The organism is Pantoea pleuroti, assembly GCF_014156615.1.
In the GTDB taxonomy this organism is placed as follows: domain Bacteria; phylum Pseudomonadota; class Gammaproteobacteria; order Enterobacterales; family Enterobacteriaceae; genus Pantoea; species Pantoea agglomerans.
This window is the reverse complement of the sequence record NZ_SBFD01000010.1, coordinates 12,481-36,309: the sequence shown is the minus strand read 5'-3', so window position 1 is coordinate 36,309 and position 23,829 is coordinate 12,481. Positions and strand designations below refer to the sequence as shown.

Annotated in this window: 20 protein-coding genes; 12 read left to right on the top strand and 8 right to left on the bottom strand. The window is 57.6% G+C overall.

Going from position 1 to position 23,829, the window contains the following annotated elements:
• Positions 1-5 precede the first annotated feature (5 nt).
• Entirely contained in the window at positions 6-884 is an 879-nt protein-coding gene (locus EPG66_RS19005) for a LysR family transcriptional regulator (protein ID WP_039388964.1), read from the bottom strand.
• 257 nt (positions 885-1,141) lie between these two features.
• Between EPG66_RS19005 and EPG66_RS19000 the strand changes: the two genes are divergently transcribed.
• Entirely contained in the window at positions 1,142-1,690 is a 549-nt protein-coding gene (locus tag EPG66_RS19000; protein ID WP_010247409.1) for a YbhB/YbcL family Raf kinase inhibitor-like protein, read from the top strand.
• A gap of 52 nt (positions 1,691-1,742) precedes the next feature.
• Here EPG66_RS19000 and EPG66_RS18995 read toward each other — a convergent pair whose 3' ends face one another.
• Positions 1,743-2,609, bottom strand: a complete 867-nt coding sequence (locus EPG66_RS18995) for an alpha/beta fold hydrolase (protein WP_182687786.1) — start codon at positions 2,607-2,609, stop codon at positions 1,743-1,745.
• Between the two features lie 176 nt (positions 2,610-2,785).
• Between EPG66_RS18995 and EPG66_RS18990 the strand changes: the two genes are divergently transcribed.
• Positions 2,786-3,373, top strand: coding sequence for a CGNR zinc finger domain-containing protein (locus EPG66_RS18990; protein ID WP_182687784.1), 588 nt, complete (start codon positions 2,786-2,788; stop codon positions 3,371-3,373).
• Positions 3,374-3,426: 53 nt separating this feature from the next.
• On the opposite strand, the gene proP is transcribed toward EPG66_RS18990, so the two are convergent.
• A complete protein-coding gene (gene proP, locus EPG66_RS18985; RefSeq protein WP_031594435.1) occupies positions 3,427-4,893 on the bottom strand; it encodes a glycine betaine/L-proline transporter ProP in 1,467 nt (488 codons plus the stop codon).
• A 477-nt stretch (positions 4,894-5,370) separates the two neighbouring features.
• Between proP and EPG66_RS18980 the strand changes: the two genes are divergently transcribed.
• The 7 genes from EPG66_RS18980 to EPG66_RS18950 all read left to right on the top strand — a co-directional run bounded on the left by EPG66_RS18980 (position 5,371) and on the right by EPG66_RS18950 (position 11,031).
• A complete protein-coding gene (locus tag EPG66_RS18980; RefSeq protein WP_182687782.1) occupies positions 5,371-6,390 on the top strand; it encodes an isopenicillin N synthase family dioxygenase in 1,020 nt (339 codons plus the stop codon).
• Positions 6,391-6,412: 22 nt separating this feature from the next.
• Entirely contained in the window at positions 6,413-7,216 is an 804-nt protein-coding gene (locus EPG66_RS18975) for a MetQ/NlpA family ABC transporter substrate-binding protein (protein ID WP_182687890.1), read from the top strand.
• On the top strand, positions 7,209-7,997 hold the full coding sequence (locus EPG66_RS18970) for a methionine ABC transporter ATP-binding protein (protein WP_052259238.1): 789 nt from the start codon (positions 7,209-7,211) through the stop codon (positions 7,995-7,997). The genes EPG66_RS18975 and EPG66_RS18970 overlap by 8 nt, the downstream gene beginning before the upstream one ends.
• Positions 7,985-8,653, top strand: coding sequence for a methionine ABC transporter permease (locus tag EPG66_RS18965; RefSeq protein ID WP_022624728.1), 669 nt, complete (start codon positions 7,985-7,987; stop codon positions 8,651-8,653). The genes EPG66_RS18970 and EPG66_RS18965 overlap by 13 nt, the downstream gene beginning before the upstream one ends.
• A gap of 9 nt (positions 8,654-8,662) precedes the next feature.
• Positions 8,663-9,733, top strand: coding sequence for an iron-containing alcohol dehydrogenase family protein (locus EPG66_RS18960; protein WP_182687780.1), 1,071 nt, complete (start codon positions 8,663-8,665; stop codon positions 9,731-9,733).
• 97 nt (positions 9,734-9,830) lie between these two features.
• On the top strand, positions 9,831-10,433 hold the full coding sequence (locus EPG66_RS18955) for an NAD(P)H-dependent oxidoreductase (RefSeq protein WP_069026673.1): 603 nt from the start codon (positions 9,831-9,833) through the stop codon (positions 10,431-10,433).
• The gene (locus EPG66_RS18950; protein ID WP_062759185.1) at positions 10,423-11,031 is read left to right on the top strand and encodes a TetR/AcrR family transcriptional regulator; all 609 of its coding nucleotides are present in this window, start codon (positions 10,423-10,425) and stop codon (positions 11,029-11,031) included. The genes EPG66_RS18955 and EPG66_RS18950 overlap by 11 nt, the downstream gene beginning before the upstream one ends.
• A gap of 86 nt (positions 11,032-11,117) precedes the next feature.
• Here the strand turns inward: EPG66_RS18950 and malG are convergent, their stop codons facing one another.
• The 3 genes from malG to malE all read right to left on the bottom strand — a co-directional run bounded on the left by malG (position 11,118) and on the right by malE (position 14,930).
• Positions 11,118-12,008, bottom strand: coding sequence for a maltose ABC transporter permease MalG (gene malG, locus EPG66_RS18945; protein ID WP_010247369.1), 891 nt, complete (start codon positions 12,006-12,008; stop codon positions 11,118-11,120).
• Between the two features lie 150 nt (positions 12,009-12,158).
• Entirely contained in the window at positions 12,159-13,682 is a 1,524-nt protein-coding gene (gene malF / locus EPG66_RS18940) for a maltose ABC transporter permease MalF (RefSeq protein WP_069026675.1), read from the bottom strand.
• 57 nt (positions 13,683-13,739) lie between these two features.
• Complete coding sequence (malE, locus tag EPG66_RS18935; RefSeq protein ID WP_031594249.1) at positions 13,740-14,930, bottom strand: maltose/maltodextrin ABC transporter substrate-binding protein MalE; 1,191 nt, start codon at positions 14,928-14,930, stop codon at positions 13,740-13,742.
• Positions 14,931-15,292: 362 nt separating this feature from the next.
• Here malE and malK point away from each other — a divergent pair, with 362 nt between their 5' ends.
• The 3 genes from malK to malM all read left to right on the top strand — a co-directional run bounded on the left by malK (position 15,293) and on the right by malM (position 18,788).
• On the top strand, positions 15,293-16,402 hold the full coding sequence (malK, locus tag EPG66_RS18930; protein WP_031594250.1) for a maltose/maltodextrin ABC transporter ATP-binding protein MalK: 1,110 nt from the start codon (positions 15,293-15,295) through the stop codon (positions 16,400-16,402).
• A 43-nt stretch (positions 16,403-16,445) separates the two neighbouring features.
• Positions 16,446-17,747, top strand: a complete 1,302-nt coding sequence (locus EPG66_RS18925) for a maltoporin (protein ID WP_033760237.1) — start codon at positions 16,446-16,448, stop codon at positions 17,745-17,747.
• 102 nt (positions 17,748-17,849) lie between these two features.
• On the top strand, positions 17,850-18,788 hold the full coding sequence (malM, locus tag EPG66_RS18920; RefSeq protein WP_182687778.1) for a maltose operon protein MalM: 939 nt from the start codon (positions 17,850-17,852) through the stop codon (positions 18,786-18,788).
• 316 nt (positions 18,789-19,104) lie between these two features.
• On the opposite strand, the gene malQ is transcribed toward malM, so the two are convergent.
• The gene (gene malQ, locus EPG66_RS18915; protein WP_182687775.1) at positions 19,105-21,180 is read right to left on the bottom strand and encodes a 4-alpha-glucanotransferase; all 2,076 of its coding nucleotides are present in this window, start codon (positions 21,178-21,180) and stop codon (positions 19,105-19,107) included.
• A gap of 8 nt (positions 21,181-21,188) precedes the next feature.
• Positions 21,189-23,591, bottom strand: a complete 2,403-nt coding sequence (gene malP, locus EPG66_RS18910) for a maltodextrin phosphorylase (protein WP_182687773.1) — start codon at positions 23,589-23,591, stop codon at positions 21,189-21,191.
• Positions 23,592-23,829: the final 238 nt, after the last annotated feature.

Genomic DNA, 23,829 nt, shown 5'->3' with positions numbered 1-23,829 from the left:
TGCTGTCACGACGCTAAACGCGCCTGGAGAAAGGCCAGTAACTGGCGGTTTACTTCGCTGCGCTGACGGTGCTGCGGGTAAACCGCATTCAGGGAGAGCGGGGGCGGCAGATAGTCGTCCAGCACGGTCACCAGCTCACGGCGTTGCAGGGCTGTCTCAACGATAAAGGCGGGTAACAATACCAGTCCTAATCCTGCCAGTGCGGCATCACGCAGGACCTCGCCATTGTTACTCACCATCGGTCCCTGAACCGCCAGCCACTTCGGTTTACCATTGACCTGCAGTTCCCAGCCATTCTGACCTTCACGTCCGTAGCGAAGACAGGCGTGTTGCAGCAAGGCTTCTGGCTGCTGCGGCGTGCCAGCCCGTTCCAGATAGCGGGGGCTGCAGCATATAACCCGCTTCAGCTCGCCGAGCGGACGGGCAATCAGCGTGGAATCCGCCAGCGTACCGATGCGAATCGCCATATCAACGCCTTCGCCAATCACATCGGCATAGCGGTCAGCCAGCTCAATATGAAACTGCAATGATGGATGGTGGCTCAGAAATTCGGCAATCAGGGGGGAGAGGTGGCTCATGCCAAAGGACATCGGCAGATTGATTCGGAAGGTGCCGCGCAGCGCCTGCTGCTGCTCTGACACCGCCAGTTGCGCTTCCTGAATCTCATCCAGAATGCGCTGAGCATGTTGCGCGAACAGTAAACCTGCATCCGTTACAGACAGCTTACGGGTGTTACGGATCAGCAGTCGTACCCCCAATGATGCCTCCAGCGCAGCCATGCGGCGGCTGACATACTGTTTCGATAGCATCAGATGCTCAGCTGCTGCAGTAAAGTTACCAGCATGCATTACCGCAACGTAAATCCGGAGATCTTCAATCTGCATAGTGTCCACTTATCGGTGACAGTGACAATGATTCAGGCGTAACTTCAGCCAGAGGCGTTAACTTATATCGGGTAATGCGTCACAGGGCAACGCGTCAGCTTTATCAGCCAGCGCGACGGAGATCATAGATTTGCCGTTTCCTTACCCCTGAACTGGTGGTCAGTCGGATCAATCGCGTTAAAGCCGTTATAGTAATCAGGCAGTGACGCAATCCATCCGGAACATAATCTCTTGATTAATCTGATAAGGAGTAGCTGGTGAAAAAATTACTCTGCGCGACGGTGCTGGCCGTTTTGCCAATGACCACGCTGGCGGCGTCGGTATTTACGCTGCAATCACAGGACTTCAGCGATAATGCGCTACTGGATAAAAAGTTTGCCGGTGCCAATAAAAGTAATCCTTCCTGTACCGGTGAGAATATCTCTCCCGAATTGAACTGGTCTGCAATTCCGGCTGGCACCCGCAGTCTGGCCCTTCTGATGACCGATCCGGTCGGGGCCAAAGGGCTCGGCGTTACCCACATGGTGGCCTATAACATTCCCGCCAGCCGCTCGTCATTTGCGCAGGGGGCGCTGACAAAGGGCAAGGACTACACCGGCGGAAAAAATACCCCAGGGACGCTGCACTATTATGGCCCATGCCCGCCTGCAGGCAGTGGTCTGCATCACTATAACTTTGTGCTGATCGCCACCGATTTGCCGGTGGGTCAGTTGAAAGCGGGGTTAACCCAGGCAGAGCTGGTGGCACAGCTGAAAGGCCATGCGCTGGGCGCGGCCAGTACCGTCGGCCGCTTTAGCAATGAATGACCTGCACGTTGGCAGAGGCAGCGCTGAATAGCCTGCCTCCGCGCGCAGCGGGTCAGTCGCCACTGAACATCTCGCGGATGTGCGACGCAATGTGATGGGTGTGGGTCTCCAGCGCGAAGTGGCCGCTATCCAGTATCTCGACCACTGCCTGTGGATTATCGCGCTGCCAGGCCACGGCGCCCGGTGGTATAAAGAACGGATCGTGCCTGCCCCAGATCACCAGCGTTGGCACCTGCTGCTGCCGAAAGAATGCCTGAAATTCCGGATAACGTTTCAGATTACTGGCGTAATCCAGAAACAGGGCCTGCTGAATATCTTTGTTACCGGGGCGCTCCATCAGCAGGGTATCCAGGGTATAGGTTTCCGGGGCGATCTGCTGCGGATCGCGCACCCCATGCAGATACTGCCATTTCACCCCTTCCAGCGTCAGGATGGCGTCACGGATCACCTGACCATTTGCTTCGCTGGGATCGTCCCAGTAGGCGCGGACCGGCGCCCAGGCCTCTCCTAATCCCTCCAGATAGGCGTTACCGTTTTGTGATATCAGTCCGCTGACGCGATCGGGGTAAGCCAGCGCCAGTCGCAGACCGGCAGGTGCGCCATAGTCGAAAACATACATCGCATACCGTTCCAGTCCCAGTGCATCGACAAAGGCGGTCAGCGTCTGGCCAAGCGCATCGAAGGTCCAGGAATAGTTGCGCTCAGCAGGCACTTCAGTGAAGCCAAAGCCCGGCATATCGGGTGCGATGAGATGAAATTTATCGGCCAGAAGCGGGATCAGATTGCGGAACTGATGTGAAGAGGTGGGAAAGCCATGCAACAGCAGCAGTACCGGCAGGGAAGGATCGCCTGCTTCGCGATAGAAAATATTGACTCCATCGGCCTGCTGGTAACGGTACGAAATGGATTGATCACGCATGCTGAACTCCTGTAACTGGTTAAATGGTATTTATATGGTTACTCAGGGTCATTATGCAGCCAAGGTGTAACCTGTCAAATCAATTTTTTATGGTTACAATAAGTGCGGTGTAACTACTCAAATAGTCTTCTGTCGGTTACAGTGGTATTAGCAGAGTTAACAAGGGAGGCAATATCATGGCGGAAGCGCAATCACACCCCGCCCAGGGGCCGTGGTTTCTGGCCGATCATCCGGCGCTGGATTTCATCAATACCCTGGCCATCGTGGAGGGCCAGCCGCACGACTTCTGGCAAACCGATCAGGATGTTGAAGCCTGGCTACAGCAGGCCGGACTGGCACCAGATGCCCCGGCTCCGCAGCATGAACCGGGTGCGCTGTTGGAAGCAGCGCGTCACTTACGTCAGATCATTCGTGACAACGTGCAGCAGCACAAAGCGGGAGAGGGCGTTGATATTCAGGCGCTGAACGCCTGGCTGGATGAAGCGACCAGCCATCTACAAATAACCGGGGAGCCGGGCGCCTTAAAAATAAGGCGGGTTTATGCGGGCCAGAGCGTGATGCAGCGGCTGGGACAGGTTGCGGAACAGGCTGCGATGTTGCTGGCGCAGGAGGACTTCAGCAGAGTCCGTGGCTGTGAACATCCCGCCTGTACACTGTGGTTTTACGATCGCACCAAAGCGCATCGCCGCCGCTGGTGCAGCATGGCGCTGTGTGGCAATCGGGCGAAAGTCGCGCGTTTCAGGGCAGTTAAATCAGCTGGGTAAACAGATCGGACGGCAGATAAAAAAACACCCTGCAGAGCAGGGTGTCAGAGCAATTATTTCGCGGCGGTCGCTGATGGCTTGTGCCGCTTACGCAGCTTGTCGATCAGGCGATGCGCTTCCGCTTTGGTCGCCACCGCCGGGGATGAACCGGTCAGTGGTTGACGGGCCGTTTCACGTACCGTCAGGATAGTGAGCAGGCCAATCACGCCCGCGCCCATCATGTAGTAAGCCGGCATCATATTGTTTTTAGTGGTATCCACCAGCCACGCGGTAATCAGCGGTGTCGTACCCCCAAACAGCGAAACCGACAGGTTGAAGCCGATGGCCAGCGCACTGTAACGGATATCGGTAGTAAACAGCGCGGGCAGTGTCGAAGGCATAGTGCCGCTGAAGCAGGTGTGCAGTACACCCAGAATCATCAGGCCGCCAAATACCGCCCACATATTACCGGACCCGATCAGCATAAAGCTTGGGATGGCGAGCAGGATCAGACCCACAGCACCAAACGCAATTACCGGACGACGACCGATGCGGTCAGTCCAGCGACCCCACAGCAGCGTCAGCGGCATCATTACGAACATCGCCACCATCACCAGCAGCAGGCCACTTAACTCTGGCAGACCCAGCACGCCGGTCAGATAGCTCGGCATGTACGAGGTCAGCATGTAGTTAGAGACGTTAAACAGCAGCACCAGACCGATACATTTCATCATCGGTGCGCGGTATTTGCTCAGCATCTGCATCAGCGTCAGACGCGGCTTGCTTTGCTCCAGCGCTTCCTGTTTTTCCATGTGCTGCTGGAAAGCCGGAGTCTCTTCCAGCTTCAGTCGCACATAAAGACCAAACAGGCCCAGCGGCGCGGCGATAAAGAACGGCACGCGCCAGCCCCAGGACATCATCGCCTCATTCGACATCACGGTGGTCATCACCGTGACCAGGCTGGCACCCATCAGATAACCGCCGATAGTGCCGAATTCCAGGAAGCTGCCCATAAAGCCACGGCGTTTATCGGTGGAGTACTCCGCGATAAAGGTCGCTGCGCCGCCATATTCACCGCCGGTTGAGAAGCCCTGAATCAGACGTGCCACCAGCAGCAGAATCGGTGCCATGATGCCTATTGAAGAGTAAGCCGGGATCAGTCCGATACAGAACGTACCAATTGACATCATGATCATCGTCATCGCCAGCACTTTCTGCCGTCCGATGCGGTCACCCAGCGGGCCAAATACCAGGCCGCCAATCGGACGGACCAGGAAGGCCGCCGCAAACGTACCAAAGGTGGCGATCAGCTGCACCGCGTTGTTGGCATCCGGGAAGAAGACTTTGCCGATGATCACGGCGAGATAGCTGTATACGCCAAAGTCGAACCATTCCATCGCATTACCTAACGCAGCCGCGCCAACTGCCCGCTTCAGCATGTCGTTGTCGATTACGGTAATGTCGTCAACAGTCAGCTCTTTTTGCTTCCTGTTCCAGAAATGTTTCTTTGGGTGTTCAGACGATGAGTTTCTGGTGTCCATATTCTCCTCAGGTGCATCAATGAAGGAGTCTTATAGCTTTCGCAGCCGCAAACAATGTTCAGAAGAAACCGTGGAAATGAAAGCTATAAGAAGCCGAATAATTTTAAGTGAAGCGGCAGAAACCGCAGCCGGTAAACTCTAGACTACGATTGTAAGTTTTTGCAAGTTTTTAGCCGAAATAACTGCATTTACTGACAAAACCAGCATAGTGAACTTATTCACGCCTGCTTACGGGTCTGAATATTTGGTAATATTGTGCGGTTAGGGCTCTTCTTTTAGCTGGATCTTTTTTGCTCGGTTTGCAGTGCAATAGCCACCGAAATATATGAGCTCCGGCGCAGAGTAATCTGCGGGTTTATAGCCCGCGGCGTGGTGGGATATTCCCATCCGTCGCATATCCATAGCAGGATTAGTTGGTAGTTAACGCATAAACGAAATGGCAGTGTAAGGCGATTACATGCCAACAGAGTGTCAATCATGAGCGCGTTAACCACAGCAGAATTGCCGGTAATTGATTTCGCATTATTGTCAGGTAATCAACAGCAGCAGCAGCAGGTCCTGGAAAAATTAAGCCAGGCCGCGCGTGATGTCGGCTTCTTCTATTTAATCAATCACGGCATTGACCGTGAATTATTAGATGAGGTTCAGCACGTCGCGCGGAAATTTTTTGCCCTGCCACAGGCGGATAAATCCGCGGTGGCGATGGCTAACTCGCCGCATTTTCGCGGCTATAACCTGGCGGGCGTGGAAATAACCCGCAGCCAGCCCGACTATCGCGAGCAGTTTGATATTGGTGCGGAACGGGAAGCGCTGCCCGTTACCGCCGATTCACCCACCTGGCAACGGATGCAGGGGCCGAATCAGTGGCCTGAAGCCTTACCTGAACTGCAAACGGTGGTCACCCGCTGGCAGCAGCAGATGACAGCGGTGGCGCTGGAGCTGCTGCGCGCCTTTGCCGGGGCACTGAATCTGCCGCGCAACGCCTTCGATAACCTCTATGGCGACTATCCCAACGAACATATCAAACTGATCCGTTATCCGGGCCGCACGGAGGGTGAATCACGCCAGGGGGTTGGCGCGCACAAAGATTCAGGCTTTCTGACGATGTTACTGCAGGATGACCAGCCGGGCTTACAGGTGGAAGTGACGCCGGACAACTGGATCGATGCCTCACCACTGCTGGGCGCGTTTGTGGTGAACATTGGCGAGCTGCTGGAGCTGGCGACCAACGGTTATCTGCGCGCGACTGTGCATCGTGTGGTGTCGCCACCGCAGAGCAGCGAACGCTTATCCATCGCCTTTTTCCTTGGCGCACAACTCGACGCCGTGGTGCCGATCTATCAACTGCCTCCTCAACTGGCTGAACTGGCACAGGGACCGAGCAGCGATCCGCTTAACCCGCTGCTGCGCGAAGTGGGCTGGAACTACCTTAAAGGCCGGTTGCGTTCGCATCCGGAAGTCGCCCGGCGTTTCTACCCTGAACACAACACCCACTGATAACGATAAGAGATAAATGATGATGATTAAAAAGCGCTTTCTGACCCTGGCCGGTCTTTCACTGCTGATTGCCCAGAGTTTACAGGCCGCGCCGCTGCGCGTAGCGGCCGATCCGCTGCCCCATGCGGAAATCCTGGAGTATGTCAAAACCCTGGACCCGAAACTGGATCTCAAAATTGTTGAGCTGAGCGGGGGCGTGAATGCCAATGAGCTACTGGCCGCCGGGGATGTGGATGCCAACTACTTCCAGCATCTGCCTTACCTGAAAGATCAGGAGAAGGCGCTGGGGAAAACCTTTGCCGTGGCCGCCAGTGTTCACATCGAGCCGCTGGGTATCTATTCGCGTAAGGTGAAAAGTTTAGCGGCGCTACCTGAAGGGGCCAGCATTGCGGTACCGAACAACAACACTAACCTGAGCCGCGCACTCTGGCTGTTGCAGGACAAAGGGGTGATCAAACTCAACGCGCAGGGTGAAACGGGTTCGACGCTGGTGACGCCGAAAGATATCAGTGAGAACCCGAAGAAAATTAAGATCGTTGAGATTGAGTCGCCACAGCTGCCACGCTCGCTGGATGATGTGGATGCCGCAATTATCAACGGCAACTACGCGCTGGAAGCCGGTCTGACCCCGGCGAAAGATGCGCTGGGACTGGAGTCTGCAGCACATAATCCCTACGCCAACCTGCTGGTAACGACGCCAGAACTGGCGAAAGATCCCCGCGTGTTACAGCTGGCGAAAGATCTGCGCTCGCCGCAGGTAGCGGAGTTTATCCGTAAAAATTATCAGGGCTCAGTGATTCCGGTCGCGGACCAGCAGCATGATTAAACTCAGTCATCTCAGCAAACAGTATCCTGGCGCATCTGCGCCAGCGTTAGAGGACATCTCACTCACCATCGAAGAGGGGACCATCTTTGGCATCCTCGGCCGGAGCGGAGCGGGCAAAAGTACACTATTGCGCTGCCTCAATCGGCTGGAGAGTCCCACCAGCGGCCTGATTGAAATCGACGGGCAGGATCTCGCCGCGATGAGCCTGGCGCAACTGCGTCAGCAGCGACAGCAGATGGGGATGATCTTCCAGCACTTCAATCTGCTGCATTCGCGCAACGTGCAGGACAACGTCGATCTGGCGCTGGAGATTGCCGGTGTGCCTGCAGTTGAACGCCGCGAGCGGGTCGCATCGCTGCTGAAACTGGTGGGTCTGGCCTCTTTTGCGGCGGCCTGGCCGTCGCAGCTCTCCGGTGGACAGAAACAGCGCGTCGGCATCGCCCGCGCGCTGGCCGCCCGACCCCGTTATCTGCTGTGTGATGAGGCGACCAGCGCGCTGGATCCCGAAACCACCACCTCGATTCTCGATCTGCTGGCCGATATTCAGCAGCAGCTCAATATCACCATTGTATTGATCACCCATGAAATGGCGGTGGTGAAGCGGATTTGTGACGGAGCGGCGCTGCTTGAAAATGGCCAGCTGGTTGAGAGCGGCAGCCTGAGCCAGATCATGGGACGTGAAGAGGGACGTCTGCGCAAAATGCTGCTGAAGGATGGCGAAGCAGACCGGGCGTTTATCGAAAAATATCAGCGTGAGGCATTAACCCGATGCGTAGCATGAGTAGTGAGCGGTTTCAGGAACTGCTGCTGAACGCCACTGGCGAAACATTGTACATGGTGTTGCTGGCGGCCCTTTTCACGGTCGCGATAGGGCTACCGGTGGGCGTGCTGCTGTTTCTGACCCGGCCAAAAGGCATTCTGCCCAATCGCGCGATTTCACTGCTGCTGAATACGCTGGTAAATACCGGACGCGCCTTGCCGTTTGTGGTGCTGCTGATTGCGCTGATCCCCTTTACCCGTCTGCTGGTCGGCACCACGCTGGGCAGCACTGCCGCCATTGTGCCGATTACGCTGGGGGCATTTCCCTTTTTTGCCCGCATCGTGGAGAACGCGCTGGATGAGGTCGACCGCGGCCGTATAGAAGCGGTGGTATCAATGGGCGGCACCCTGTGGCATATCGTCAGCCGTGTGCTGCTGCCGGAAGCGCTTCCCGCGCTGGTGGCGGGCGTTACCCTGACGATTGTGATGCTGATTGGCTTCTCGGCGATGGCGGGTGTGGTTGGCGGTGGCGGGCTGGGCGATCTGGCAATTCGCTACGGTTATCAGCGCTTCGATAACCAAATCATGGCGGCCACCATTGTGGTGCTGCTGGCGCTGGTGATGCTGATTCAGAAACTCGGCGACCGGCTGGTGCGCTCGCTGGCATATCGTCGATAAGGAGCAACCATGTTTCGCGTGATGTCGCCACAAGGCTATCTGCAACGGCCAGGGCTGCGGGCCGGGGTGGGAGAAATTATCCGGCCGCTTGCCTCGCATATTCACATCCTTACCTCGCCGCGCGCCTGGCAGGCGGTGAATCCTGACATGAGCATAAGTCTGGAACAGGCGGGGATCCGCTGGCAGCTCGACACCCTGACCGGTGAGTGTACCGATGCGGCGATTGCTGCCCTGCAACAGCAGGTGCAGACGCACGGCGCTACCCTGATTCTGGCAGTCGGCGGCGGGCGGGTTCTGGACTGCGCCAAAGCGGTCAACGATGCGCTGCCGGATATCCGGCTGGTTAACTTCGCCACGCTGGCCGCCACCTGTGCCGCCTGGTCTCCGCTGGCAATTATCTATGATGAGCGCGGCGGCCATCTGCGCAGCCAGCCGCTAAATGCCATGCCGGAGCGGATTCTGGTGGACAGCGAGGTCATCGCCCGCAGCGAGGTACGCTATCTGCGGGCCGGGATCGTGGATGCGCTGGCCAAATGGTTTGAATTTGAGCCTTATCAGCGACAGACGCCGCACCAGCTGGCGCTGGATCTTAAAGTCGCAGCCGCCTGGCAGGCGGTTACGGTGCTGAAACGCTGGGGCGAAACGGCGGTGGCCGATAACATCAGGCAGCAGGTCACCCCGGCGCTGGAGAAAGTGATTGAAGCCAACATTGTGCTGGCGGGGCTGGCTAACAGTATTCAGGATGCGATGGCGACCCCCGGCTTTGCCCATATCATCCACGATCGTCTGACTCACCAGCCGGAACTGCATCACTGGCTGCATGGCGAAAAGGTCGGCTTCAGCTTGCTGGTACAATCCTGGATTGAACAGCAGGGTAAGCAGGTAGAGCCTGAACTGCTGGCGTTGCTGCGCCGTTTCCACTCGCCCCTGACGCTGCCTGCGGCGATTAACGCGGACAGGGTGAGACAGATTGCGCAGCAGATCCATTTCCCCTCTGCCAGCCTGGCGCATCTTCCCTTTACGTTCGATCAGCATCTGCTGGAGCAGGCCTTGCTGGTGACGGCTTCGTTTAAACAGTAAATGCGGTCAGCGAATCGTTCAGACATTGTCGCTTGCTAACCTACCAATAGTAACTTACCTTTAGTAGCTTAATGGCTAATCAGGTAAGGTGACGACGATGCATGCATTAATAGTGACTTCCCATCCTAATCAGGACGCTCACACCCACCGCGTGGCGGACCAGCTGGCGCAGGGCATTATCGCGACAGGCCACCATACGGCTGAACAGGCCGATCTTGCAGCAGAAGGGTTTGATCCGCGTTTTACGCTCAGCGATCACAGACATTTCAACGGCCTGGTGCCGACGCCGCCCGATGTGCTGGCAGAACAGCAGCGGCTGGATCGTGCCGATGCGCTGGTGCTGGTCTATCCGGTCTACTGGTGGTCATTTCCGGCACAGCTTAAAGGCTGGATAGACCGCGTCTTCATCGCGGGCTGGGCCTTTGATGAGCAGGATGACCATATCGTAAAACGCCTCGGCCATCTTCCCGTGCATCTGGTTGCGATTGGCGCGGCGGATACCCGAACCTTTCTGCGGCGCGGCTATTTCGCCAGCATGCGGAATCAGATCGATCACGGCATCTTTGACTATTGCGGTGCGCCGGTGGTGACCAGTGAACTGTTGCTTAGCGGCGATGAAGGTTATCCTGAGTCACACTATCAGCTGGCGCATCAACTGGGCCAGCGTCTGTTCGCCCATCAGGAAAAACATGACCGTTGAAAAAACACCCCGTAAGCGTCTGTCACGCGAAGCACGACGCAGGCAGTTATCAGACGTCGCGTGGCAGATAATGCAAACCGAAGGCAGCGAGGCACTGACGCTGGCCAGAGTCGGCGACGCGGCGGGGGTCAGTAAACCGGTGGTTTATGACCACTTCACCACCCGTCATGGATTGCTGGCGGCATTGTATGACGATTTTGATCGTCGCCAGACCGAAAAGATGGAAGCGGCGATGAATGCCGCACCGATGGTGATGCAACAAAAAGCGGAAGTGCTTGCGGCCTGTTATGTGGATTGTGTGATGACCGAGGGGCGTGAGATTCCTGAGTTGCTGTCAGCGCTCAGCACCTCACCGGAACTGGCTGCCGTCAAACGCCACTATCAGCTCGATTTCATCGCCCGCTGTCAGCGCTGGTTTGCCCCTCTGGCAGGCAGCAGCGGTATTCCGGAAGCAGGCATGTGGGGCTTGCTGGGGGGCGCGGATGCCATCGCAGGCGCGGTGGCACGGGGCGATGTCAGCAAACCGGAAGGAGAGCAGGCGATCACTGCCATGGTTGTGGCGCTGGTGGCAGGCAGCCGTGCGTCGGAATCGGATTAGCATAAAAAAGGCGGCCCGCAGGCCGCCGAATCCTTCAACCACAACAGGCGTTGTGTAAGTAGTGGCAACGTACAATGATGATCGTTTTAGCCTTTCACCCCGCCCGCGGTTAAACCGCTCACCAGCCAGCGCTGCGCCAGCAGGAAAACCAGTGTGATCGGAATCGCGGAGAGCACCGCCGCGGCGGCGAAATCGCCCCATAGATAGTTCTGCGGATTGAGGTACTGCTGCATCCCGACTGCCAGGGTGTAGCTGTTAACATCGCGCAGCAGCAGCGAGGCGACAGGCACTTCAGTCACCGCAGCGATAAACGCCAGAATAAACACCACCGCCAGAATCGGCACCGACAGCGGCAGCAGCACCAGCCGGAACGCCTGCCACGGCGTTGCGCCATCCAGCGCAGCGGCCTCTTCCAGTGACCCGTCAATAGTTTCGAAATAGCCTTTGATGGTCCAGACATGCAGCGCGATACCGCCCAGATAGGCGAAGATCACCCCACCGTGGGTATTCAGCCCGATAAAGGGCAGATACTGGCCGAGACGATCAAAAAGGGCATAGAGCGCCACCAGCGACAGCACCGCCGGAAACATCTGGAAAATCAGCATCCCTTTCAGCAGGCTGGCACGGCCGGTAAAGCGCATACGGGCAAACGCATAGGCGCAGGTGGTAGAGAGCGCCACAATGCCCAGCGCACTGATAGCTGCAATCTTGATGGAGTTCCATAACCAGAGCAGCACCGGGAAGGGCGGCGGTGTCACCCGGCCATCCGCATGTTCCACGCTGAAACCCAGCGCCAGCCGCCAGTGCTCCCACGAGATCTGCTCCGGGATCAGGCTGCCGGTGGCGAAGTTCCCGGCACGCAGCGAAATCGCAATCACCATCAGCAGGGGAAAGAGAATCGCCGCGATAAATAACAGCAGCAGCAGATGCGTGGTGAACAGACGCAGCCGTTGCGATTTTGGTTGTACCATAGCCATAACAACTCCTCAGAGCCTGGTCCATCAGGCTATTTTATTTGTCAGTCTGAACCCGGGCAGTGCTCACAATCCTCACATCCCAGGTTCCGATTGTTCCGCGCTCTTTGCGTCCGGACTGCCTGCAACCATGACGCCTGTCGGGCCAGGCGCTTAGTCGAATTTCATCCGCGAGGCTTTGAGGTTAATTACCGCCAGCGCACCCACCAGCAGGAAGATCAACGTGGCAATGGCAGCAGCCAGACCAAAGTCCTGCCCGCCGCCGCCTTCAAAGGCGATGCGCCAGGTGTAGTTCACCAGCAAATCGGTATAACCGGCTGGCGTGGTGGTGCCGAGGCGATCCGGCCCGCCGTTGGTGAGTAACTGCACCAGCACAAAGTTATTAAAGTTAAAGGCAAAGCTGGCGATCATCAGCGGCATCAGTGGTTTCAGCAGCAGCGGCAGGGTAATCAGGAAGAAGTTCTGCAGCGGTCCCGCACCGTCCATCGCCGAGGCTTCATAGAGATCGTCCGGAATCGCCTTCAGCAGCCCCATACAGAGGATCATCATGTAGGGATAACCGAGCCAGGTGTTGACGATAATCAGCATGGTGCGCGCCAGCGTCGGGTCGCTGAACCAGGCGGGCTTCACGCCAAACAGCGCGCTGAGCATCACATTGATTTCACCAAAGCTCTGGTTAAACAGTCCTTTGAAAATCAGGATCGAGATAAACGCAGGCACGGCATAGGGCAGAATCAGCATCACCCGATAGACCGCTTTGCCGCGCAACGCCTCCCACTGCACCAGACAGGCCAGCACCATGCCCACCGCGACGGTCAGCACCACGGTGATCAGCGAGAAGAGTAGCGTCCAGCCAAATATCGCCAGGAACGGCTTCTGAATCCCTTCGTCAGTAAACACCCGCACGAAGTTTTTCCAGCCGGTATTCACGGTAAAGCCGGGACTTAAGGTTTCGTTCGCCCAACTGCCGTCGGCGTTAATCGCCTGGTAGAAACCAGTCTGCGGATTTGCGCGATAGCGCGCGTTATTCTGCTGGTTGATCAGCTCATCCTGCGCGCCAACCCGATAGAGTGGCTGGGTGCCGGAGAACTGGCGCAGTGAACTCATCCGCAACTGACGACCATCCGGCAGTTCCGCCCGGATCTGACTCAGTGCCTGACGATGGGTCGTAATCGCTCTGAAGTTCGCCCGTTCACCTGACGGTGGTGCGGCAGGGGTCATTTTCAGCGTCTGTTCAGCGCCAAACTGAAACGGCGGTGAAACATAGTCTTTGCCATCGTTCAGCACTAACTGCCAGCGATCGCCGGCCGGGAACAGAGAAAAACTGACTGCTTCACCCGACTGGAAGGTGCGGCCCAGCAAAACCTGCTGCGCCCGTTCAAAGGTGAGTTGGTTGCTGCTGCTGTAGTTGGTAAAGGCAATGGCAATCGTGCAGGCGAGAGGGAACAGCACAAACAGCGCCATTCCCGCCACGCCGGGATAGACATAACGCCACGCGTACGCGCGACGGTTAGCAAAAATCCACAGTCCGGTCGCACTGAGGATCAGCGTCAGCAACGCAAACAGATATTCGCCCTGCGCGTACATCAGCACCAGCAGATAGCCGACCAGCAGACAGCAGATCCCGATGAGAACGCTTTTCAACAGCACACTGCGCGTTTTCGGTTTTCCTGACATGATGCGGTTTTCCTTAACGGTCACTCAAGCCGGGTTGCCCCGGCTGCAAGGGGAGAATTACTTCTTCAGACGAGCCTGAGCATCTTTCAGTGCGGCGTCGACGCTCTGACGACCGCCCAGCGCGTTCAGGGTGGCGGTGCGCATCGCATACCAGAATGCCGCCATCTGCGGGATATTCGGCATGATGTCGCCCTGACGGGCGTTGTTCATGGTGGCGGCGATACGCGAATCTTTTTCCAGCGTCTGCTGGAAAGATTTCAGCGCCACGGCACCCAGCGGCTTATCTTTGTTGACCGCCTCCAGACCGGTGTCAGTCAGCAGATAATTCTCCAGGAACTCTTTCGCCAGCTCTTTGTTAGGACTGGCGGCGTTGATCCCGGCACTCAGCACGCCGACAAAAGCTTTCGACGGTTTACCGTTCAGGGTTGGCAATTCGGTGACGCCATAGTCGATGCCGCTTTTGTCGAGGTTGCCCCACGCCCACGGACCATTAATGGTCATGGCGGTTTCGCCCTTGTTAAAGGCGGCCTCAGCAATCGAATAATCGGTGTCCGCATTCAGGGTTTTGGCTTTAACCTGATCGACCAGGAACTGCATACCCGCCTTAGCTCCGGCGTTATCGACGCCGACATCCTTCACGTCATAATGACCGTCGGTGAGCTTAAAGGCGTAAGCCCCGCCTGCGGCCAGCAGCGGCCAGGTGAAGTAGGGTTCCTGCAGGTTAAACATGATGGCGCTTTTGCCTTTGGCGCGCAGTTGCTTGTCGAGACCGGCGATCTCTTCCCAGGTTTTTGGCGGGTTCGGCAGCAGCTTTTTGTTGTAGATCAGTGACAGTGACTCAACGGAAATCGGGTAGCCAATCAGCTTGCCGTCAAAGCGCACCGCGTCCCAGGTGAACGGGAAAATCTTCTCGCGGAAGCTGGCATCCGGCGTGATCTCAGCCAGCAGGCCGGACTGCGCATAGCCGCCGAAACGGTCATGTGCCCAGAAGATAATATCCGGGCCATCGCCGGTCGCTGCGACCTGCGGATACTTCTCTTCCATTTTGTCAGGATGTTCGACCGTAACTTTGATGCCGGTCTCCTGCTCAAATTTCTTACCCACTTCGGCAAGGCCGTTGTAGCCCTTGTCACCGTTGATCCAGATGACCAGTTTACCTTCCTCAATTTTTGCCATCGCGCTGGCCGAAAAGAGCACGGCAGAGAGGGCTGAAAGGGCCAGAATTCTTGCTCCGGTTTTCATCGTCATAAATCCATCCTGTTAGCGGAAGTGGTGAATGCTGTACCGGCATCATTGTGCTTATCCGCCAGGGCTTCTCATCCTCCTCTGCTCTACGCCCCTCGGCCTGCCGCTGTGATCGCGCTGGCAAAACGCCCCTTAACCGGGCGCTTACGCGGCAAAAATTCCTGCGGGTCTGCGTTAGCGATCACAAAAAAGCACGGCAGCGTGCGGGCCGCGGCGTCAGCCCGCGTTTCTCCTCCTCCCGCCTCCTCCCCCAGTGGATTGCATTGCGGTGGAGGATGTTACCGTCTGTTTCCTCTTGCATAGTGAGCCCCGGAACTCGTCTGCCGCTGGGCAGACACGACTATGCAGCTAAGAGGGAAGGGATCATGGCGAGCGTTGTGTTACGCAATGTCACGAAAGCCTGGGGCGATACGGTGGTGTCGAAAGATATCGATCTCACTATTCGTGAAGGGGAATTTGTTGTTTTCGTCGGCCCATCAGGCTGTGGCAAATCGACGCTGCTGCGCATGATTGCCGGACTGGAGACTATCACCAGCGGCGAGCTGTTAATCGGCGACCGGCGCATGAATGAAGTGCCACCTGCCGAACGCGGCATCGGCATGGTGTTTCAGTCCTATGCGCTCTATCCCCATCTGTCGGTGGCGGAGAACATGTCTTTTGGCCTGAAACTGGCCGGGGTGAAAAAAGCGGAGATCCATCAGCGGGTCAATCAGGTGGCGGAGATTCTGCAACTGGCGCATCTGCTCGATCGCCGGCCTAAAGCCCTCTCTGGCGGGCAGCGTCAGCGCGTGGCGATTGGCCGCACGCTGGTGGCGGAACCGCGCGTCTTCCTGCTGGATGAACCGCTGTCGAACCTTGACGCCGCGCTGCGCGTTCAGATGCGGATTGAGATCTCCCGTCTGCATAAGCGCCTGAAGCGCACCATGATTTACGTGACCCACGATCAGATCGAAGCGATGACGCTGGCCGACAAAATCGTGGTGCTGGACGCCGGACGTATTGCGCAGGTCGGCAAGCCGCTTGAGCTGTACCACTATCCCGCCAACCGCTTTGTCGCCGGTTTTATCGGCTCACCAAAAATGAATTTCCTGCCGGTCAAAGTGACCGCCACCGCCATCGATCAGGTTCAGGTGCGGCTGCCGAATCAGCAGCTGGTCTGGCTGCCGGTTGACAGCGCCGGTGTACAGGTCGGCAGCAACATGTCACTGGGTATTCGCCCGGAACATCTGCTCTCCAGCGATATCGCCGACGTCACCCTGGAAGGGGAAGTGCAGGTGGTGGAACAGCTGGGGCATGAAACACAGATCCACATCGAGATTCCCGCTATCCGTCAGAACCTGGTCTACCGCCAGGAGGACGTCGTGCTGGTAAAAGAGGGCGCCATCCTCGGTATTGGCCTGCCGCCCGAGCGTTGTCACCTGTTCCGCGAGGACGGGAGCGCGTGCCGCAGGCTGTATCAGGAGCCGGGTGTATAGCCCTGCCAAAAACAATAAAAGCAATGACCTCAGGAGATAGAAAATGTTAACTCTGCGCAAACTTCCCATCGCCGTTGCCGTCGCGGTGGGAACCCTCTCCGCCCCGACGATGGCGGTTGATTTTACCGGATACGCCCGTTCCGGCATTGGCTGGACCGGCAGCGGTGGTGAACAGCAATGTTTCCAGGCCACCGGCGCCCAAAGTAAATACCGTCTGGGCAACGAATGTGAAACCTACGCCGAACTGAAGTTAGGCCAGGAAGTGTGGAAAGAGGGCGACAAAAGCTTCTATTTCGACACCAACGTGGCTTACTCCGTGGCACAGCAGAATGACTGGGAAGCCACATCACCCGCCTTCCGTGAAGCCAACGTAAAAGGTAAAAACCTGATAGACGCGCTGCCAGGCTCTACCATCTGGGCCGGTAAGCGTTTCTACCAGCGTCATGACGTCCATATGATCGACTTCTACTACTGGGATATCTCGGGCCCAGGTGCCGGTCTGGAAGATGTCGATCTTGGCTTTGGTAAACTCTCTTTCGCCGCAACCCGTTCGTCTGAAGCGGGCGGCTCTTACACCTTCTCCAGCGATCGTATCCGTGACTTCGCCACCAGCACTGCTAACGACGTGTTTGATGTGCGTCTGGCCGGTCTGGAAACCAACACCAACGGCGTGCTGGAGCTGGGTGTCGACTACGGTCGTGCCAACGCCCGTGACGACTATCGTCTGGAAGAGGGTGCCTCCAAAGATGGCTGGATGTTCACTGCTGAACATACCCAGAGCATGCTGAAGGGCTACAACAAATTCGTGCTGCAATATGCCACCGATGCGCTGACCTCTCAGGGCAAAGGCGTGCCGCAGGGCACCAGCCTCAACAACAATGGTGACATGTATCGCATCCTCGACCACGGTGCGATCTCACTGGCCGAACGCTGGGATCTGATGTACGTCGCTATGTACCAGAACATCGATCTGGACAACAACCGCGGCACCGAGTGGTACACCGTGGGTGTGCGTCCGATGTACAAATGGACGCCGATTATGAGCACGTTGCTGGAACTGGGCTACGACAACGTCAAATCGCAGCAGGCTAACGAGCGCAACGGCCAGTACAAAGTAACGCTGGCGCAGCAGTGGCAGGCGGGCGACAGCATCTGGTCACGTCCGGCTCTGCGTCTGTTCGCGACCTACGCCAAATGGGATGAAAAGTGGGGTTACAACAAAGATAACTCAGGCGATCTCACCACCTTCGCCTCTGCGGACACCAGCGGCAACGGCATCCTGACCAACAGCCGTGGTAAAGACGATGAAGTGACCTTCGGCGCGCAGATGGAAATCTGGTGGTAAGCCAGCACCTTTTCTGACGGGCGCGCCTGCGCCTGATGGATCTCTTTGGTCGCGGTGTGCCATTGCCTGGTTCACGCCGCGACCTGCAATAAGGTAGACATAATGAAAATGAAAAAACTGGCTGCACTCTGCCTGAGTGCGGCGTTACTGACAGGACACGCGCTTCCCGCCCTGGCGGATGTCAATCTGGTGCCGCAGGATCTCTCGTCCGCACCGGTCGTGGAACCCGAGACACTGCAACGCCTGAGCTGGCAACCGCTGGCTGCTTCTCAGACACAGACCACAAAACTTGCTAACAGCGGACAGACGCTGAATGCGCCACACATTGCCGGTCCGGTCGCGGCCTACAGTCTGCCCGCCAATATCGGCGAACTGACGCTGACGCTGAGCAGTGAAGTGGCGAACGGTCAGGTTTTCGCACCGAACGTGCTGGTGCTTGATGAAAACCTGCGTCCTGCGGCCTGGTTCCCCAGCCGCTACTTTACCTATCAGAAGCCGGGCGTGATGGCGGCAGATCGGCTGGAAGGGGTGATGAAATTAACCCCGGCGCTGGGTCAGCAAAAAATCTACCTGCTGCTGTTCACCACCGACAGCGATCTGACACAAACCACCACGCTGCTTGACCCGGCCAAGGCCTACGCCCAGGGCACCGGTCATGCGGTACCGGATATCCCCGATCCCGTCGCCCGCCACAGCCGGGAAGGGACAATCAAGCTGAAGATGCAGACCAGCTCCGGTTCATCCATTCTGGTCGGGCCGCTGTTTGGTTCATCCGGCCCGAGCGCGGTGACCGTCGGCAATACCGCACCTGCGGCAGCGTACAGCGCAGCACCGGCGCCTGCACCCGCAGCAGCGCCCGCGCCAAAAGCCCGTGCGGAACCGATCATGAGCGATACCGAGAGTTACTTTAACCAGAAGATCAGACAGGCGGTGAACAGCGGTAATATTGATAAGGCGCTGAAACTGCTGGATGAAGCCGAGCGGCTGGGTTCCACCTCTGCCCGGCAGACCTTTATCAGTAGTGTTAAAGGCAAGGGGTGAAGCTACCCCGACAATACTGATGTTGTTCCATCTGGTGCGCTGCGGCGCACCTTTTTTTGTTACAGAGATCCTGATTGCAGGGCTTTGCTGTTAAAGCAATCTCAGGATTGGGCGAATACAAATTCTTAAGCTCATTAAATCCTGAACAGAATACGGTTTGGTTTTCAGACGCTCGTACTCAGGGATATCTTATCACTGTTGAGAGGCGCTGATTACAGTAGCAGCGTGCGAGCCGTTGCCGTCCCGCACGCTGTAATAACTGAAAATTATGTAAAACAGGCTGCGTCAGAGACGCGTCTGAGTCGCGCATTAACCTTCAATTGCGCAGTAGTCGCTTCCGGCGTGCCGTCAGATCACGCAGCAGCGTGTCAGTGGCAGGATCGCTGAACAGCGTTTCAAGCGTGGCGCTGAGCTTGCGTCGCCAGTTCGGATATTCATCGCTGGTGCCCGGAATATTGACCGGCGTCGCCATATCCAGCCAGTCCTCCGGTTGCAGTCCCAGCAGGGCGCTGTGACTATCAGCCAGATAGCGCTGCATCGCCCGGTTTAATGCCTTGCTCATGCCGGTGCGACATGCATCGCGTCCGGCACGTTTTGGCAGGACACCAACGCGATGCAGACTCTGCAGCAGCGCCTGCTTCGCCCGCAGCCGATCCTGATACAGCCCGGCCAGCACCACCTTGTCGGGATAGAGGCCGAGTTGCGCGCCAGTGGTCAAATCATCGCTCTGCCACCAGCCACGCAGCGTCGGAAGATCGTGAGTGGTCGCGACCGCCATTGCCTGCCGTGGCCATTCGGCGGGCGGACGAAAACGCTGGCCTGACTCCTGCTCAAAATAGAGCACCTTATAGGAGTAGACCCCGCCGTCCCGCAGCTTACCGACAATCGCTTCCGGCACGGTACCGAGATCTTCACCAATTACCATGCAGCGATGACGCTGACTTTCCAGCGCCAGAATCGCCAGCAGATCGTCGATGGGATAGTGCACGTAGGCACCGTGCATGGCACGCTCACCTGCCGGAATCCACCACAGCCGCATTAGCGCCATCACATGGTCAATGCGCAGTGCGCCGCAGTGGCGCATGCTGGCGCGCAGCAGGGCGATCCATGGCTCCCAGGCGCGCTGACGCATCACCTGCGGATCCATGGGCGGCAATCCCCAGTCCTGGCCGCGCGGGCCGAGAATATCGGGCGGCGCACCGATGCTGGCATCCATGCAGTAGAGATCGCGCTCGCTCCAGGTCTCTGCGCCACCCTGCGCAACACCCACCGCCAGATCGCGGTAAAGTCCAATCGGCATCTGCTGCTGCTGGCAGATGTCCCAGCAGTCGGCAAACTGCTTCGCGGCCAGCCACTGCAGCCAGAGCCAGAAGCGCAACTGATCGGCGTGCTGTTGCAGGAAGGCCTGCACGGCCGGACTGCCGGGATCCTGCAACGCCTCCGGCCACACCGGCCAGCCCCAGCGCTCACTATCCTGCGCTATCTGATCGGCGTGCAGCGCATCAAACAGCGCCTGATGCTGAAGACTCTCGCCTCCTTCACGTATAAATCTATTAAACGCCTGCACCTCGGGATCGCTGGCGTCACGCTGAGTAAACTGCGGCCACGCCAGCCTCAGCCCGTCAATTTTCAGCCGGGTCACCGCCGCATAATCGACCCATTCTGCTGCGCGAGCCTGCTCCAGCGCCTGCTCTGTTTCCGGACGATGCCACCAGGCCTGAGCGGCAGCGCTCTGCCGGAAATCAGTGACTGCACCCACATCGATGTAGAGCACATTGAGCCAGCGCCTGGACGAGGGGCTGTAAGGGCTGGCACTCTCCGGGCTGGAGGGGAACAGCGCATGGATAGGGTTAAGACCGATAAACGCGCCGCCGCGTGCAGCGACCTCCGGCAGCATCCGGCGCAGATCGCCAAAGTCGCCTATTCCCCAGTTTTCCGCCGAACGCAGGGTATAGAGCTGCACGCAGGCGCCCCATAATGACTCACCTGCCAGCAGGGCCGGGGGTTCATAACAGCGGGCCGGGGCAATTATTATCCGGCACGACCACTGCTGCGCGCCCTGTTGCAGCGTCAGCTGATGATAGCCTTCCGGCAGCGGCGGCAGATGCAGCGGCTGAGCGGGCTGGCAGCGACCTGAGCTGATTTCACCCGCTTCACTGGTGAGATGCCAGTGGGCATCGTCAGCGAGCTGTGGCGACAGGCTCAGCAGATCGCCGCTGCGAAAAATCACTACCGGTGGCAGCGGCGTGCTCAGCGAATGGGAAGGCTGCATCACCGCCAGCAAACGCTGGCGGGTCAGAGTCGGGATCGCCTGTGGCTTACCGTGAGCATTGATGAACTCAGCAGCGATGCCCGCCCGGGAGAAATCGTCCATAACCGGATCTGTTTTCATGGCGTTCCTTAGCGTTTCGCTTGCCAGATGCGCTGCTGGTAATCGCGGATAGCGCGATCGGAGCTGAACATGCCACAGCGTGCGGTATTAAGGATGGTGGCACGTGTCCAGGCCTCCTGATCGCTCCACAGCGCTTCTACCTGCGCCTGTGCGTCAAGGTAGGGCTGGAAGTCAGCCAGTACCAGATAAGGATCACCGCCTTCCGGGCCGAGACTCTGCAACATCGCATCAAAGGCGTGGCAGTCGCCCTGGCTGAAGGTGCCATCTTCCAGCACCTGTAAGACCTGATTGAGCTGCGGATCTTTTTTACGCCACTGCGCCGGAGCATAGCCACTGGCTTTTAACGCCACCACCTGCTCCACGGTATGCCCGAAGATAAAGATGTTTTCGCTGCCGACCTGCTCAGCGATCTCAACGTTCGCTCCATCCAGTGTGCCGATGGTCAGTGCGCCATTCAGCGCCAGCTTCATATTCCCGGTGCCGGACGCTTCTTTACCGGCAGTGGAGATCTGCTCGGAAAGGTCGGCGGCGGGAATCAGCCGCTCGGCGACGGAGACGTTGTAATCGGGAATAAACACGACTTTCAGACGGTCACCGATGCGGGGATCCTGATTGATCACCCCGGCCACTTTGTTGATGGCATAGATGATGTTTTTCGCCAGTGCATAGCCGGGCGCGGCTTTGGCTCCAAACAGCACCACGCGCGGCGTCCGGTTAGCCTGTGGATCGGTGACCAGCGTCTGCCACAGCGCAATGATGTGCAGCAGGCTCAGATGCTGACGTTTGTACTCATGCAGTCGTTTGATCTGTACGTCAAACAGCGCAGTGGGGTCAATCTCAATGCCGGTCCGCTGTTTCACCCAGTGCGCCAGCGCGACTTTGTTCTGCTGCTTAATGGCGCGATATTCCGCGCAGAAGGCGGCGTCATCCGCAAACGCTTCCAGCCCCTGCAAGGCATCGAGATCGTTCAGCCAGGGTTTTTGCAATGTCCGGGTGATCAGGGCACTCAGCGCCGGGTTGCACTGATTGATCCAGCGGCGCGGCGTAATGCCGTTGGTCACGTTGTGGAATTTCTCCGGCCACATCTGGTGATATTCCGGGAAGAGATCCTGCACCACCAGTTTCGAGTGCAGCGCCGCCACACCGTTGACCGCGAACCCGCTGGTCACGCAGAGGTTCGCCATCCGCAGCTGGTTATTATGCACCAGCGCCAGTCTGGCCCACTTCGCTTCATCGTCCGGCCAGCGCGCCGTGACAGCCGTTTTTAGCTGCGCGTTAAGGGTATTGATGATCATCATATGGCGCGGCAGCAGGCTGCGCACCAGACGCACATCCCAGCACTCCAGCGCTTCCGGCATCAGGGTGTGGTTGGTATAGGCAAAAGTGTGCTGCGTGATTTGCCAGGCGCGATCCCAGCTCAGCTGATGCTCATCCAGCAGCAGACGCATCAGCTCCGGGATGGCCAGCGTTGGATGGGTGTCATTAAGCTGGATCACTTCATGATCGGCCAGGGTTTCGATGCTGCGTCCTGCCCGATGATGGCGACGCAGAATGTCAGCCAGTGCGCAGGCGCACTGAAAATATTGCTGCATCAGACGCAGTTTTTTACCATTCTGATGATTGTCATTGGGGTAGAGCACTTTGGTGAGTTTTTCAGCATCAATACCCTGTTGCTCTGCGCGCAGAAAGTCGCCGTCGTTAAAGCGACTGAGGTTAAACGGCTGGGCATGTTTCGCCTGCCAAAGACGCAGTGGCTGGCTGATACCATTCTGATAACCCACCACCGGCAGATCCCAGGCTTCACCGAGCAGTTCAAAGGCCGGTTGCCACTGTGGCTGACCCTCAACCGTCACCACTTTACCGCCCAGTCCGACCCGCACGTTAAGCGCGGCGTTATGGTTAAACCACGGATAGCGATCGCGTTGCCAGTCATCCGGGCCTTCAATCTGCGCGCCCTGTTCGAAGCGCTGCCGGAACAGACCGTACTGATAGTTCAGACCGTAGCCCGTAGCGGGCTGACCCACATTCGCCATGGAATCCAGGAAACAGGCTGCCAGACGACCCAGGCCGCCATTACCCAGCGCCGGGTCGGTTTCGGTTTCCAGCACGTCCGTGAGTGAAATATCCCAGGCGGCCAGGGCCTCGTTGACCGCGTCATACCAGCCCAGGTTCAGCAGGTTGTTGCCGGTCAGGCGACCGATCAAAAACTCCATCGACAGATAGTTAACATGGCGTAGTTCTGTCGGGGCCGGGGGAGCAGGCTGCGCGGCCAGCATATCGGCCAGCGCACCGCTGAGTGCCTGCCACCACTGTGTCGTGGTCATCTCCTGCGCATCGCGCAGGCCAAAACGCTGCCACTGACGGGTCAGGGCAGCATTGAACTGAATCGGGTTGAAATCGGGCTGTGTCATGGTTGATGTCCTGTAAAAACGGAAAATGGGTCAATGTGGCGACAGTCTGCCCGCGCGGAAACCCTCGCTCATCCTCCTGCAAAGAATTAGCGGAGGAGGATGGGGAGGGTGGAGAGGATGAGGCTAATCCGAAATCGTTGAAGGAGTGTGATTGCGCACGCTTTTGTAAAGTTTAATTAATGGGTTTGCTTGCATTCATCTGACGAAATGCTGAACCTGTGTAAGGAATAATTACGAA